Origin of the sequence: Streptomyces sp. NPDC050145 (assembly GCF_044460245.1) — a bacterium.
In the GTDB taxonomy this organism is placed as follows: domain Bacteria; phylum Actinomycetota; class Actinomycetes; order Streptomycetales; family Streptomycetaceae; genus Streptomyces.
Window position 1 is genome coordinate 1 of sequence record NZ_JBITJS010000021.1, and the last position, 14996, is coordinate 14996.

The window sequence follows — 14996 nt, forward strand, 5'->3', positions numbered from 1 at the left end:
ATGTGGCATTCGTCGCCGCCGGAGCGGTAGTCGCCGAAGTAGTCGACGACGTCCTCGGGCCACTGGTTCGCCTCGGCCAGCAGCACCGTGTCGGGGTAATGCGTGTCGATCTCCTTGCGGACCCGTTTGAGGAGTTCGTGAGTCGCCGGAAGGTTCTCGCAGTTGGTGCCTTCGCGGGCGTAGAGATAAGGGACCGCGTCGAGACGGAAACCGTCGATGCCGAGATCGAGCCAGAACTTGAGGGCGGCGAGGATCTCCTCCTGGACGGCCGGGTTCTCGTAGTTGAGGTCCGGCTGGTGCGAGAAGAAGCGGTGCCAGTAGTACTGCTTGCGTACGGGGTCGAAGGTCCAGTTCGAGGCCTCGGTGTCGACGAAGATGATCCGGGCGTCCTGGTACTGCTTGTCGTCGTCGGCCCAGACGTAGTAGTCGCCGTAGGGGCCCTCGGGGTCGGCGCGGGACTGTTTGAACCACTCGTGCTGGTCGCTGGTGTGGTTCATGACGAAGTCGATGATCACGCGCATGCCGCGCTGGTGGGCGGCGTCCACGAACTCGACGAAGTCGGCGAGGTCACCGAAGTCGGAAAGGACGGAGGTGTAGTCGGAGACGTCGTAACCGCCATCTTTCAGGGGGGACTTGAAGAAGGGTGGCAGCCAGAGGCAGTCGACGCCGAGCCACTGGAGATAGTCGAGTTTCGCGGTGATGCCCTTGAGGTCGCCGATGCCGTCGCCGTTGCTGTCCTGGAAGGAGCGGACGAGGACCTCGTAGAAGACGGCACGTTTGAACCAGTCGGGGTCGCGGTCCTTGGCGGGGGTGTCCTCGAAGGTGTCCGGAACGGGCTCGTTCATGAACATGACGGGGGTGGCCCTCCAGTTCGTGATCTCCGGTTCGTGATCTCCGGTCAGGGGTCTCCGGTCAGGAGTCTCCGGTCAGGGGTGCGTGTGGTCGCCGACCGTGAAGACGTGCGCGGGCGCCTGGCCCGGGGTGAGCCGTACGTAGTTCGTCCGGCCCCAGCGATACGTCTCGCCGGTGAGTTCGTCGTGCACGGGGACGGTGTCGTGCCAGGCGAGACCGAGGCGCGGCAGGTCCAGGGAGACCGTGGCCTCCTGGGTGTGGTGCGGGTCCAGATTCACGACCACCAGGACCGTGTTCGACCCGTCGCGTCTCGAGTAGACGAGCACCGCGTCCTGGTCGGCGTGGTGGAAGTGGAGCCCGCGCAGGGTGCGCAGGGCGGGGCTGCGCCGGCGGATCTCGTTGAGCCGGGTGATCAGCGGGGCGATCGTGCGGCCCTCCCGCTCGGCCGACTCCCAGTCCCGCGGCCGCAGTTCGTACTTCTCCGAGTGCAGGTACTCCTCGCTGCCCGGCCGCGCCGCGGTGTTCTCGCACAGCTCGTAGCCGCTGTAGACGCCCCAGGTCGGGGCGAGGGTCGCGGCGAGCACGGCGCGCAGTTCGAACGCGGGGCGGCCGCCCTCCTGGAGGAACGCGTGCAGGATGTCCGGGGTGTTCACGAACAGGTTGGGCCGCATGTACGAGGCGGCCCCGCCGGACAGCTCGGTCAGGTAGTCGGTCAGCTCCTGCTTGGTGTTCCGCCAGGTGAAGTACGTGTACGACTGCTGGAAGCCGATCTGCGCGAGCGTGTGCATCATCGCGGGCCGGGTGAACGCCTCGGCCAGGAAGATCACGTCGGGGTCGGCGCCGTTGACTTCCGCGATGACCCGCTCCCAGAACACGACGGGCTTCGTGTGCGGGTTGTCGACGCGGAAGATCCGCACCCCGTGGTCCATCCAGTGCCGCAGCACCCGCACGGTCTCCGCGACCAGGCCCGGCAGGTCCCGGTCGAAGGCGATCGGGTAGATGTCCTGGTACTTCTTCGGCGGGTTCTCCGCGTACGCGATGGAGCCGTCGGGCCGGTGGTGGAACCACTCCGGGTGTTTCTCCACCCACGGGTGGTCGGGGGAGCACTGGAGCGCGAAGTCGAGGGCGATCTCCAGGCCCAGTTCGCGGGCGCGTGCGACGAAGGCGTCGAAGTCGTCGAGGGTGCCCAGGTCCGGGTGGATCGCGTCGTGGCCGCCCTCGGGCGAGCCGATCGCCCAGGGGACGCCGACGTCGTGCGGGCCGGGGGTGAGGGAGTTGTCGGGGCCCTTGCGGTGGGTGGTGCCGATGGGGTGGATCGGCGGGAGGTAGACGACGTCGAAGCCCATCGCGGCGATCGCGGGCAGCCGCTCGGCGGCCGTCGCGAACGTGCCGCTGACCGGCGGCTTCCCCGGTTCGAGGACCGCGCCCTCGGAGCGCGGGAAGAACTCGTACCAGGACCCGTACAGGGCCCGCTCCCGCTCCACCAGCAGCGGCAACTCCCGGGAGACAGTGACGAGTTCGCGGAGCGGGTGGGTGGCGAGGGCCGCGTCGACCTCCGGGGCGAGGGCGGCGGCGAGGCGGGCGGCAGGGGCGCGGGACGGATCGCGGAGCGCGGCGGCCGCCGTGGTGAGCACAGTGCGGGAGGCCTTCGTCCGGCCGACCCGGGCGGCGGCCCGCTCGTGCAGCAACGCGCCCTCCTCCAGGACGAGTTCGGTGTCGATACCCGCCGGGATCTTGATCCGCGCGGTGTGCCGCCAGGTGGACACCGGATCGCTCCAGGCCTCCACGGCGAAGGTCCACGCGCCGGGCGCGTCCGGGGTCACGTCGGCGCCCCAGCGGTCGGTGCCGGGGGCCAGTTCGCGCATCGGGACGAAGGGGCCGCGGGTACCGTCGGGGGCGCGCAGCACCACGTGCGCGGCGACGGCGTCGTGGCCCTCGCGGAACACGGTGGCGGTCACTTGAAAGGTCTCGCCGGTGACGGCCTTCGCGGGGCGGCGGCCCCGGTCGACGACGGGCCGGACGTCACGCACCGGTATCCGGCCCGTCGTGGGCGCGGGCGGGCGCGGCCGGCTGCGGGGACGCTGTGCGGGCATGACCGCTCCTGTCGGGGGATCGGAGGAGGGTGGTCGGGCGCGTACCGGGGAGCCTTCCACGCGTACGGGGCGGGCAATCCGGTGCTTACCTACCTACTCGGGCGTCAGCGCGCACACAACCCTCCCGCACCCGGCGCGTACCCACGGGCGCACGAGTCCGGCCCCGCCGCGAACGGCGGGGCCGGACCGTCGACGCTCCCGCTTCCTCCGCGGGGAATCGCCTGCGTGCCTACGTAGTACGTGCCTACGGGTTGTTCACCTGGAGCAGCCGGTTCGGGGAGCCGAGCCCCGCGCCCTTCACCCGGCCCGCGGCCGCCCGGTCGGTGAGCGCCTTGCTCACCTCGGCCGGGGACGCGCCCTGATGGCCGGCGAGCCAGAGGGCGGCCGCGCCCGCGACGTGCGGCGAGGCCATCGACGTACCCGAGAACGTGGCGCTGCCCGTGTCGCTCGCGTAGGACGCCGAGGTGATGTCGACGCCGGGGGCGAACAGGTCCACGGTGAAGCCCCAGTTGGAGAAGCTCGCGCGGGCGTCGGTCCGGTCCGTCGCGCCGACCGTGACGGCCTCGGAGACGCGGGCGGGCGAGGAGAGGCCCGCCGGGAGCCCGCTGTTGCCCGCCGCGACCGCGTAGGTCACGCCGGACGCGATCGAGTTGCGGACGGCGGCGTCCAGCTGGGTGTTCACGGAGCCGCCCAGGCTCATGTTCGCGACCGCCGGCTTCCTCGCGTGCTTGGTCACCCAGTCGATGCCCGCGATGACCTGGGCCGTCGTCCCCGAGCCCGCGTTGTCGAGCACCCGCACCGCGACGACGTCGGCCTTCTTCGCGACGCCGAAGGTCGTGCCCGCGACGGTGCCGGCCACGTGCGTGCCGTGCCCGTTGCCGTCCTGGGCGACCGCGTCGTTCTCGACGAAGTCCCAGCCGCTGGAGGCGCGGCCGCCGAAGTCCTGGTGCGAGGCACGGATGCCGGTGTCGATGACGTAGACGGTCACGCCCGCACCGCCGGAGTCCGGCGAGGTGTACGAGCGGTCCAGCGGCAGGTCGCTCTGGTCGACGCGGTCCAGGCCCCAGGACGGCGGGTTCTGCTGGGTGTCCTGGAGGGTGACCCTCGTGTCCTGGGCGACGGAGGCCACGGCCGGGTCGGCGGCGAGCCGTTTCGCCTGCGCCTCGTCCAGCCGCACCGCGTAGCCGTTGAGCGCGGTGCCGTAGGTCTGGCGGATCGTCGCCCCGTACTTCTCGGCCAGGTCCTGCCCGGCCGCGGACGGCGCCCTCGTTCCCTCCTTCAGCGTCACGATGTAGCTGCCCGTCACGGCGCCGGGTGCACCGGCGCCGAGTATCCGCCCCTGAGCAGGGGCGGCCTGCGCGGGCAGCGTGACGGCCGAAACCACCGCTGCGGCGGCGAGGGCGGTGAGCGCGTGCGCCCACCTGCGGCCGGCGGTACGTGTCACCGGCAAGGTCTCTGCCATGGATGGGGTGTCCTCCTCAACTCGGCGTGACGGCACGCCGGTTCGCAGCGTCCCGTGCGTCGCGGAGGGTCACAAGGGAGTGGGGCGGGGCGGATCGGCGTCGCCCGTGGAGAGTCTGTGAGGGATGCGGACGCCTCTGGAGCCTCTGGCGGGAACCGGCCGGAGCCGTGGCCCGGAGGCGCAATCGCGGTGGCGGGCGCGCCGGGCCCTCGCGCAGGATGACGGGCATGGCGATCATCCACCGCACGACCCTGCAGCCCACCAAGCTCGAACTCCTCACGGACTGGCTGCCGCACCGGCCCTGGTACCGGGGCACGGGCACCCCCGAACTGAGCAGGACCGGCGGCTTCCGGCTCGACGACCCGGCCGGCGAGGTCGGCATGGAGTTCATGGCCGTCACCGACACCTCCGGGCCCGAACCGGTCACGTACCACGTCCCGATGACCTACCGCGGCGCCACGCTCCCGGACGCGCCCGCCGACGCCCTCATCGGCACCACGGAGCACGGCGTGCTCGGCGAGCGCTGGATCTACGACGGCATGGCGGACCCGGTGCTCCTCACCGAACTGGGGCGGCTGCTGCGCGGGGAGGCCCCGGCGCACGCGCAGAGCGTGGACGGGGCGCTCGACCCGACGGTGGGCGTGCGGCTCGCGCCGGGGGCGCGGGCCGGGCGGCCCGAGGCCGTGCGCCTCCTCGAGGAACTCGGGACGGAGGAGGCCCTCGCGCCGGGAGTCGCCGGTGAGGTGAGCGCGCGGTGGCGGGCCGGCGACGAGGACCGGCCACTGGTCCGCGGCGTCTTCGTCCGGTTCCGGACGGAGTAGGGCGCTCCGCGTGGTGTGGGGTGGTCCGTGCCGATGTCGTCTGCCATCGTGTACGGGCCGCCGGCGACCGCCGCGCGGTGTGTTTCCGGAACGGGGGAGAACACGATGAGGACCGTGCGACGACTCGCGGGACTGTTCACGGGGACGGCGCTGGCACTGGGCGCCCTGATCGCCACGACGGCCGCACCCGCCCAGGCCTACAGCCCGAACCCGACGCCGAGCGTCTACCTTTGATCTTGGCCAGTGCTCCGGTGTTTACGCCGGGGTGCAGGCCATCTCGGAGCTGCTCTGACCTGTGCGTTCCCCCGTATGTTCTTTCTGTAGTCGGGTGTTGTCAGTGGCGCCCGATAGTGTGCTGGTCATGCAGCTCAGGTACGGGTTCCGCCTGTACCCGAACAGTTCTCAACGCTCGGCGCTGGCACGGGCGTTCGGGTGCGCTCGGGTGGTCTATAACGACGCGCTGCGTGTTCGTGAAGACGCCCGTGCCGCGGGGCTGCCGTTCGTCCCGCCGGGAGAGTTGTCCAAGCGGCTCACCGTGTCGAAGAAGACCCCCGAGCGGGGATGGCTCGCCAAGGTGTCTTCAGTCGTGTTGCAGCAGTCCCTCCGGGACCTGGACACGGCCTACAAGGACTTCTTCGAGGGCCTCAAGGGCAAGCGTCCGAAGACAGGGCCGCCCCGGTTCAAGTCCCGCAAGGACACCCGGCAGTCGGTCCGGTTCACCGCGAACGCCGGATGGAAGATCACGGCCGGCGGAAAGCTCCGGCTCCCCAAGGTCGGCGACCTGGCCGTGAAGTGGTCGCGATCCCTGCCGTCCGTCCCGTCCACGGTGACCGTGGTCAAGGACAGCGCGGGACGGTACTTCGCGAGCTTCGTGGTCGAGACCGACCCCGAGGCGCTGCCTGCCACGGACGGCGTACTCGGCATCGACCTCGGCCTGACCCACTTCGCGATCCTCTCTGACGGCACGAAGATCGACAGCCCTCGCTTCCTGCGCCGGGCCGAGAAGAAGCTCAAGAAGGCGCAGCAGGATCTCAGCCGGAAGGCGAAGGGGTCTAAGAACCGGGCGAAGGCCCGGATCAAGGTTGCTCGTGCCCACGCTCGGACGGCCGATGCGCGGCGCGAATTCCACCACCAGCTCTCCACCAGGCTGATCCGCGAGAATCAAGCGGTTGCCGTGGAAGACCTGTCGGTCAAGGGACTCGCCCGCACTCGCATGGCCAAGTCTGTGCACGACGCCGGATGGTCGGCGTTCACCGCGATGCTGGAGTACAAGGCCGCCCTTTACGGGCGCACCTTCATCCGTATCGGCCGCTTCGAGCCCACGTCTCAGGTGTGCTCGCACTGCGGTGTCAAGGACGGCCCCAAGCCCCTTCACGTCCGTACATGGACGTGCGGGGCCTGCGGTGCCGTCCTTGACAGAGACATCAACGCGGCGGTCAACGTCGCCAAGGCCGCCGGACTGGCGGTATCAGCCTGCGGAGCGCGGGTAAGACCCGGACTCGTCCCGGCACAGCGCGAAGAAACAGGAACCCACCCGACGGCGATCCGGACATCCGGCAGCCAGGCGGGAATCTCCGTCCTTTAGGGCAGAGAGGATGTCAATACCGCGACACCGGCACCTGCCCGTGCAGCGGAGGCACACTGGCCGACCCGTTCGACGGCACCTGCTTTGCCAACGACCTCGGCGGCTACGCGGTGAAGGTCGAGCTGAACCAGGGCGGTTCGTTCGTCGGCAAGGTGGAGTTCCACCCGAACGACGAGAATCTCTGGGTGTACGACACGAAGAACGACGGCGACACCTTTACCTGAACATCGTCCGGGTCCACCGCCGCTGGGGCGTGGTCAACATTCCCAAGGTCGGCCGGGTCGACTTCCGCTGGACCAAAGACCTCCCGGTCGGCAAGCGGGTGTCCCCCCTGGCTCTGTCCAACAAGGATCACCAGGACCACGGGCGTCCGCCTCGGCTTCCGGATGGCACCGCCGACCGGGACAAGTGGCTGACCGGGAAGGAGAAGGCCAAGCTTCTCAAGCTGGAGCGGCAGGCCGCGCACCGCAAGACGTTCTGCAAACGCGGGGAGAAGGCCTCCAAGCGGTTGCGGCACACCTACGACCAGATCAAGCAGCTCCGAGCAAAAGCCACGCGACGAGCCTTGGACTGGCAGCACAAGACCACCACCCATCTCGCCCGCACGTACGGCGTGCTGGTGGTCGAACAACTCGACATCCTCGGCGTGACCAAGAGCCCCGCCCCCAAGCCCGACTCTGAGCAGCAGGGCGCGTTCCTGCGCAACGGGGCCGATGCGAAGGCCGGACTCAACCGCTCCATCGCCCAGGAGGCGTGGGGGCGGACCGTGACGATGCTGACGTACAAGACCGCCTGCCACGGCGGCCGGCTCGTCAAGGTCGCCGCCCCGCACACCTCCCAGCGGTGCTCCGCCTGCGGATTCACCACCCCGGGCAGTCGAGAGAGCCAGGAACTGTTCGCCTGCAAGAACCCTGACTGCGGCTGGACGGCGAACGCCGACTGGAACGCGGCCCGGAATATCTTGCATCTGTACCGGATCGGCCACGTCATCGTGGAGGTGCCGGCCGCCGGAAGGCGCGGTCGCAGGGCGGGTAAAACCGTCAAGCCTGTCGCTGCAAGGTAGACGGGAATCCCCTTCCTGGGCTTGCGAAGGGAGGGGAGAGCTTCAAGTGAAGATCTCGTACTCCGCGGGTGGCACCACCCACAACCTCGGCACGTACGTCGCCCCGGGCACCGACGCCGTCCTCGACAAGGTCGTCAAGGACTTCGACATCCCCGAGGGCGCCCCCGTCGACATCTCCGTGTACGACGACCAGGCGCTCGGCGACTACATCGGCGGCGCGCGCGGGACGGGCAGCGCGGTCGCGTAACCGCGAGCGCCGGGAGCCGCGTCGGGTCAGTCCGGCGCGGCGACCGAGCCGACGAGCCCGGACCGCGTCGACAGATACAGCGCCCCGCCCAGACACAGCGGCTCGGCGAGCGTGCCCGTGTCCAGGCGCAGGCCCGACGGGGCGGGCAGCCGCAGCGAGCGGGCGCCCGTCCCGTCCGTGACGTCCAGGCCGCGGATCTCGCGCCGGCCCACGGCGAACACCCGCCGCCCGGCCAGCAGCAGGGTGCCCGTCCCGGCCGGCGCCGCCTTGTCCCAACGGGGCTTCCCTGTACGCCAGTCGACGCCGCGGAGCCGGCCGGCGGTGTCGCGCAGGACCAGGACGCCGCGGTCGCCGATCACCGGGGTGGCGGCCGGGGTGACGGACGGGGCGAGGGTACGGCGGGTGCGCAGCGTCTTCGGATCGAGGACGGCGATCCCCGGGTGCTCCGTCGACCAGCACAGCAGCGAGTCCGCGTGGGAGATCAGGCCCGAGCACTCGAGGTCGTCGCGGGTCAGCGGATCGGGGGCGGTGCCGGGCCGGGCGCCCCGCACCCCGCCCCTCGCGAGGGCTCCGTAGAGCCATCCGTCGTGCACGACCAGCGGCCCGGCGGGCGCCGGAAGGGGCACTCCCCAGTTGCCGTCGCCGGTGTCCGCGTCGAGCGCCCACAAGGTGATCGCCGCGTCGGGGGAGTCCTCCGGGCTGTCGTTGTAGTTGGCGGCGTACACCTTTCCGTCGGCGTACGTGATGCTGATCAGGCCGGTGAAGCCCAGTTTCGTGAAGTGCCACTTCACCCGGCCGGTGGCCGCCTCCACACCGACGATGCCCGCGCGGGCCGGGACGAAGAACAGGGTGCCGTCGGTGGCCGGGGCGATCGCCGCGTTGCCGGAGGGGGTCTCCGGGTACGTGTCGTCCCTCAGCCGGTCCGCGCTGAAGCCCTTGCTGCGCCACTTCTCCTCGCCGGTCGCCAGGTCGAGGGCGTGGGCCGCTCCCGTACCGTCGCCGCACACCAGCAGACCGGCACCCGCCGTGCAGCCGCCCGTCCGCCCGGTGCCGGTGAGACGGCGCGCCCAGGGCCGCCAGCCGTCCGGGCGCCGCTTCGTGTCGAGCGCGGCGGAGGTGAACTCGCCACTGTGGCCCGGATCGGCGTCCGGCAGGGCGAGCGGCCCGACGTCCTGCTTGCCGGTGGTCGGCGCGGCGCCCGCCGCAGGGGGCTCCGGGGTGCCGTCGGGCAGGAGCACCGGCACGGTGACGGCGAGCGCGGTGACCAGGGCGGCGGCGGCCACCGCCCACGGCCAGCGGCGACGGCGCGCGGCCGGTGCGGGCACCGGCACGGGTGGACCGGCGGGACGGGCCACGGCCGCCGTGGGGGAGGGCGGGACGACGAGCGCGGGGCGCGGGGCGTCGGCGGCCGTCGCCGCGTTCTCCAGGGCGACCGCGCCCGCGACCTGCTCGCAGCGGGCCACGGCCTCCCGCTGCTCGGCGATCAGGGACAGGTAGTCGGCGGGCCAGGGCGCGAGATCCGTGGCCGGCGCGGACAGTTCGGCGGCGAGCGCGGCAGCGGTCGGGCGCTCGGCCGGGTCCGGCCGCAGGCACCGGGTGATCAGGTCCCGCAGCAGGGGCGGGACCTCCGAGAGGTCGGCGCGGCCCGCGGCGATGCGGTGGAGCACCGACACGGGCTCGTCGTCGTCGAAGGGGCCCCGCCCGCTCGCGGCGAAGCACAGCACGGCCCCCAGGCAGAACACGTCGGAGGCGGCCGTCACCGGGTGCGCGCCGGTCAGCTGCTCGGGGGACAGATAGCCGGGCGTGCCGACGACGAGCCCCGTCGCGGTCAGCGCCGTCGCGTCGAAGGCCTGGGCGATGCCGAAGTCGATCAGGCGCGGGCCGTCCGCCGCGAGCAGTACGTTGCCGGGCTTGAGGTCGCGGTGCAGGACGCGGGCCGCGTGCACCGCGTCGAGGGCGCGGGCGAGCCCGGCGCCGAGCGCGCGGACGGCGGACACGGGCAGCGGGCCGCACCGGGTCACCGCGTCGGAGAGGGCGGGCCCGGGTACGTACTCCGTGGCCAGCCACGGCAGTTCGGCGTCCGCGTCCCCGTCGAGCGGGGCGGCCGTGCCCGGGCCGGTCACCGCGCGGGCCGCGTCGATCTCGCGGCGGAAGCGGGTGCGGAACTCGCCGTCCGGCTCGAAGTCCGTCCGCACCGTCTTCACCGCGACGAACGGTCCCTCGACGACACCGCCGACCGTCTCGCGCCGGGCCAGGAACACCTCGCCCATGCCGCCCGCGCCGATCCGGCCGAGCAGCCGGTAGGGGCCGACGCGCCGCACCGCGCCCGTCAGAGGAGTCAGCACCGGGCCGCCTCAGCCGTTCGGGAGGGCGATCGAGGTGACCGCGCCCTGGTCGAAGACGACATGGGCGACACCGCCGAGCAGCAGCACCTGGGGCACCCGCAGTTCCTCGCTGAAGACCATCCCGTTCTGGTTCGGCTGCGGCTCGTCGCGGTCGCCCGGCGCCCCCGGCAGCGGGATCTTCCGCAGCTTGCCGGCCCGGCCCGCCGCGTCCAGCGGCAGCAGGTACAGGGCGTGGTTGTCGGCGAAGACGGCCCGGCCGTCGGTCAGGAGCGGGGCCGAGACCCCGGGGCCGAGGGCGGGCAGCGACACGGTGGCCGTGCGCTTGCCGGTGCGCGTGTCGGTGACGGTCAGCCGCTTCCCGGCGCTGTCGAAGGTCAGCGAGATCCGGTCGCCCGTCCCCGACACGGTGGAGTACGGGTCGTCATGGCCGCCCACGAGCGGCACCGAGTAGTGGCTCACGGGCTTCAGGGTGCGCGGCGTGTACCGGTCGACGCGGAAGGCGGAGTCTTCCGAGCCGACGGACGTGACGTGCAGGCACTGGACGGTGCCGCCGCCGGAGAAGATCCGGCGGCAGCCGCCCGCCCCCGAGTCGCCGGGGACGTAGCGCTGACCGACGACGCCGCCGTCGCGCGGGTCCAGGGCCTCGAGACCGCCGGGCATCGACACGTACAGCACGCCGTCGACGAGAGCCTCGGGCCCGTACGCGTACTCGGTCGCCTGGTCCGGCACCTTCTGGGACAGCTCCTGGTCCCAGCGCACCGAGCCGTCGCGGAGGTCGTACGCGCGCAGGGACGCGCCCGCCGTCTCCGTGCCCAGCGAGACGCCGCCGACCGTCGCGACGACCAAGTCGTCGGTGATCAGCGGGGGCAGGCTGAACTCACCGCGTCCCGCCGGGGGTTCGGCCTTCCACAAGGTCTTGCCTGACCGAGAGTCGAGCAGCCGGAGCTCGCCGTACGCGGCGGTGACGGTGCGCCCGCCCCTGCTCTGCGGCGCGACCGCGTCACCGGGCATGAACCGGGTGCCGCCGGGCCCGACGAACGCCTCGCCGACATCGTCCGGGCCACCGTCCCCGGCATGCGTCCACAGCCGGTGCCCGTCGGACGGCGACAGCGCCTCGTACGTGCCGTCGGTCCGCAGGCAGACCACGGCCCGGGTGTCCGCGGAGCAGTCCATCGGGGCGTGGTCGAGGCGGCCCTGCCAGGCCTTCCAGCCGGCGGGGCGCTGGGCGGGGAACTGGGGGACGTACCCGCTCGCGTCGTTCAGCCCGTCGGAGTCGACCCCGGCCAGCGCGGTGAGCTGCGCCGGGGACAGCGTGGTCGTCGGGCCGGGCGCCGCCGAACCGCCGCCGCCCTGGCCGTCGTCGGAACCACCGCCGCGCAGTGCCAGGTACGCGCCGAGTCCCGCGCCCACCATCGCCACCGCCGCGACGATCGCGAAGGCGCGCAGCCGGGTGCGCCGTGCGGGCGGGGGGCTCGCCGAGGGCGTGGTGGGGCCGAGCGTCGGGTACTGGTGCGGGGCAAGCGTGCCACCGCCGGGGCTCTCGGAGTCCCCTGAGTTCTCGGGGCCTTGGGGGCTTTCGGAAGGCGGGGCGGGCACCGGCAGCAGGGGTGCGCCCGTCGCGCACAACTGGCGTACGTCGCGCTCCGCGTCCGCGATCTCCCGGAGTACCGGCTCGGGCCAGCCGTCCGCACCGCCCGCCGGACGCAGCGCGGCGAACCGGTCCGCCAGCTCCGCCGCCTCCGGCCGGTCCGCCGGGTCCTTCGTCAGGCACGCCGCGAGCAGCGGGCGGACCGGCTCAGGGACCGCGTCGAGGCGGGCCTCCGCCTCGGCCACCCGGAACAGCACCGCCGCGACCGGCCCGTCGCCGAACGGGTCCTCGCCCGTCGCCGCGTACACGAGCACGGACGCCAGACAGAACACGTCCGACGCCGGCACCACATGCCGGCCGCCCGCGATGTGCTCGGGCGACATGTAGCCGGGGGTGCCGACCACGCGGCCCGTCGAGGTGAGCGTCGTCGCGGCCGCCGTGCGGGCCACACCGAAGTCGATGACCTTGGGCCCGTCGGCGCCGAGCAGCACGTTCGACGGCTTCAGGTCGCGATGGGTGACGCCCGCGGCGTGCACGGCGGCCAGCGCGCGGGCCATGCCCTCGCCGAGCCGGGTCAGCGCCCCGAGCGGCAGCCGGCCGTGCCGGCCCACCGCCTGGCTGAGCGTCGGGCCTGCCACGAACTCGGTGGCCAGCCACGGGAGTTCGGCCGTCGCGTCACTGCCGACCAGGCGTGCCGCGTACGGGCTGTCCACGGCCGCGGCGGCCGTCGCCTCCCGGGCGAAGCGCCGCAGATAGGCCTCCTCGCGGGCCGCCTCGTTGCGGATCACCTTCACGGCGGCCAGGTCGTCGGGCCCGTACCCGGCGGCGATCCGGGCCGGCCGGGCCAGGAACACCTCGCCCATCCCGCCCGCGCCCAGACGCGCCAGCGTCACGTACGGCCCGACGGTGCGCGGCGATCGCTCGTGCAACGGTCCCTGCATGCGAACGCAGCCCCCAAATCCCTTGATCCCCACGCGTGTTCCGACAGTCTTCCACGCGAGGGGCGCACGCCCGGTTCCGCCCGCACCGCTCGCCCCTGGACGCACGGACGCCCGGGCCGTCGTGACGACGACCCGGGCGCCCGTGAACCGCCGGAGGAACTGCCGGAGGAACTACCCAAGCAACTACCGCTGGTACTGCCTTACTTGACGTTCACGCCGGACCAGGCGGCCTCGACGGCCTTGACCTCGGCCGAGTCGGCCCCGTACAGGTCGGTGGCGGCGCTGACGGTGCCCTTGCGGGCGTCCGCGTAGTCCGTCGTCGACGTGAAGTACGTCGTCAGGGCCTTGAACCAGATCTTCTCGGCCTTGTCCCGGCCGATGCCCGTGACGGTGGAGCCGTCGGAGGTCGGCGAGTCGTAGTCGACGCCGTTGATCGTCTTCTTCCCGCTGCCCTCGCTGAGCAGGTAGAAGAAGTGGTTCGCGATACCGGAGGAGTAGTGGACGTCCACGTTCCCGGCGTCGGCCGACCAGGAGTCGAGCGAGGAGCCGTCCTTGCTCGGCTTGTCCATGTAGCGCAGCGGCGAGCCGTCGCCGTTGATGTCGATCGTCTCGCCGATGAGGTAGTCGCCGACGTCCTTGGCGTTGTTCGCGTAGAACTCCACGGACGTGCCGAAGATGTCGGAGGTCGCCTCGTTCAGGCCGCCGGACTCGCCGGAGTACTCCATGTTGCCGGTGGCCGCGGTGACGCCGTGGCTCATCTCGTGCGCGGCCACGTCGATCGACGTGAGCGGCTTGGCGTCGCCCTCGCCGTCGCCGTAGGTCATGCAGAAGCAGCTGTCGTCCCAGAACGCGTTGACGTACGCGTTGCCGTAGTGGACCCGGGAGTAGGCGCCCTTGCCGTCGCCGTTGATGCCGCTGCGGCCGTGCACGCTCTTGTAGTAGTCCCAGGTGACCTGGGCGCCGTAGGCGGCGTCGACACCGGCGGTGGCGGCGTCGTTGGTCGTGCCGTCACCCCACTTGTCGTCGTCGTCGGTGAACAGCGTGCCCTGGCCGGACTCGCCGTGCTTCAGGTCGTACGTGGAGTGGCCGCCGCGCGTGTCGTCCGTGAGGGCGTACGAGCCGCCGGACTCCTTGGTGCCGATGTCGACGCTGCCGCTGTACTGCGACTCGCCGGCGCCGGTCTTGATGTCGTCGTACGCGAAGATCTTCTTGCCGGTGGCCGCGTCGGTGACCACGTGCAGACGGCTCGGAGTGCCGTCCTTCTCGGTGGACTTGACGACCTTCTCGTAGGCCAGGCGCGGGGTGCCGGAGGCGGCCCAGACGACCTTGCGGGCGCCGGACGGGGCGGCCGTCAGCGAGGCGCCCGAGGTCGCCACGTCGATCGACTTCGAGGTGGCGCGGGTGACGCCCTCGCGCGCACCGGACTTGGTCCGGTGGACGACCAGGTCGCCGCCGAGGACGGGCAGGCCGTCGTAGGTGCGCTCGTAGCGGGTGTGCGTGGCGCCGTCGCGGTCCTTGACCACGTCACGGACGACGAGCTTCTCCTTGGAGCCGAGCTTCAACTCCTTGGCGGTGTCGGCCGCCTGGGCGCTCGCGTCGTGGACCAGGTCCGCGTGGGCCGTCGCGCTCAGGGCCAGTGGGGTGGCCGAGGGGGCGGAGGGCTGGGCGGAGGCGCCGGTGGTGGCGAGCGCGCCCGTCAGGAGCGCGCCGGCGGCGACGGCCGTGGCGATGGACAGAGTGGTGCGCCGGGATATGTGGGGGGTCACGAAGAAAGCTCCTCTGAATGTGGGGGGTGAGGATGTGGGGGGTGAGCTTTGCCGTGCGGTACGTGCGGGAAAACTGTGTCAGCCGGGACCCGGAGATGTCATGTACGCAACCGCAGGTTGGCCGGAATTCGTTCGTTGAGCGAAAACTGACGCACGGATTGCGAACGCTCCGCCATCGCCCGGAAAACTGAACAGGCGCGCCGCACCGGGGAGTTGAACCTCCGGTGCGGCGC

At 72.1% G+C, this 14996-nt stretch carries 10 protein-coding genes; 4 read left to right on the forward strand and 6 right to left on the reverse strand.

Annotated elements, in window-relative coordinates:
• The 3 genes from ACIBTU_RS33020 to ACIBTU_RS33030 form a co-directional block, all read right to left on the reverse strand.
• The coding region (locus tag ACIBTU_RS33020) for an alpha-amylase family glycosyl hydrolase (protein ID WP_399130352.1) at positions 1–851 on the reverse strand (851 nt) is incomplete at its 3' end.
• A gap of 75 nt (positions 852–926) precedes the next feature.
• The gene (locus ACIBTU_RS33025; protein WP_399130353.1) at positions 927–2945 is read right to left on the reverse strand and encodes a maltotransferase domain-containing protein; all 2019 of its coding nucleotides are present in this window, start codon (positions 2943–2945) and stop codon (positions 927–929) included.
• A 244-nt stretch (positions 2946–3189) separates the two neighbouring features.
• Entirely contained in the window at positions 3190–4407 is a 1218-nt protein-coding gene (locus ACIBTU_RS33030; protein WP_399130354.1) for a S8 family peptidase, read from the reverse strand.
• A 227-nt stretch (positions 4408–4634) separates the two neighbouring features.
• Here ACIBTU_RS33030 and ACIBTU_RS33035 point away from each other — a divergent pair, with 227 nt between their 5' ends.
• The 4 genes from ACIBTU_RS33035 (at position 4635) to ACIBTU_RS33050 (ending at position 8123) form a co-directional block, all read left to right on the forward strand.
• Complete coding sequence (locus ACIBTU_RS33035) at positions 4635–5228, forward strand: 1,4-alpha-glucan branching protein (RefSeq protein WP_399130355.1); 594 nt, start codon at positions 4635–4637, stop codon at positions 5226–5228.
• Positions 5229–5589: 361 nt separating this feature from the next.
• Complete coding sequence (locus ACIBTU_RS33040) at positions 5590–6813, forward strand: RNA-guided endonuclease InsQ/TnpB family protein (RefSeq protein WP_399130356.1); 1224 nt, start codon at positions 5590–5592, stop codon at positions 6811–6813.
• Positions 6814–6994: 181 nt separating this feature from the next.
• On the forward strand, positions 6995–7876 hold the full coding sequence (locus tag ACIBTU_RS33045) for an RNA-guided endonuclease InsQ/TnpB family protein (protein ID WP_399130470.1): 882 nt from the start codon (positions 6995–6997) through the stop codon (positions 7874–7876).
• Positions 7877–7922: 46 nt separating this feature from the next.
• A complete protein-coding gene (locus ACIBTU_RS33050) occupies positions 7923–8123 on the forward strand; it encodes a hypothetical protein (RefSeq protein WP_399130357.1) in 201 nt (66 codons plus the stop codon).
• A gap of 26 nt (positions 8124–8149) precedes the next feature.
• Here the strand turns inward: ACIBTU_RS33050 and ACIBTU_RS33055 are convergent, their stop codons facing one another.
• The 3 genes from ACIBTU_RS33055 to ACIBTU_RS33065 all read right to left on the reverse strand — a co-directional run bounded on the left by ACIBTU_RS33055 (position 8150) and on the right by ACIBTU_RS33065 (position 14763).
• Positions 8150–10468 carry a protein kinase gene (locus ACIBTU_RS33055; protein WP_399130358.1) on the reverse strand — a complete coding sequence of 773 codons (2319 nt, stop codon included), beginning with the start codon at positions 10466–10468 and terminating at the stop codon, positions 8150–8152.
• A 9-nt stretch (positions 10469–10477) separates the two neighbouring features.
• A complete protein-coding gene (locus ACIBTU_RS33060; protein ID WP_399130359.1) occupies positions 10478–12985 on the reverse strand; it encodes a protein kinase in 2508 nt (835 codons plus the stop codon).
• 212 nt (positions 12986–13197) lie between these two features.
• Positions 13198–14763: a M4 family metallopeptidase gene (locus ACIBTU_RS33065; RefSeq protein WP_399130360.1), complete on the reverse strand. Its 1566-nt coding sequence runs from the start codon at positions 14761–14763 to the stop codon at positions 13198–13200.
• Between the last annotated feature and the right edge of the window lie 233 nt (positions 14764–14996).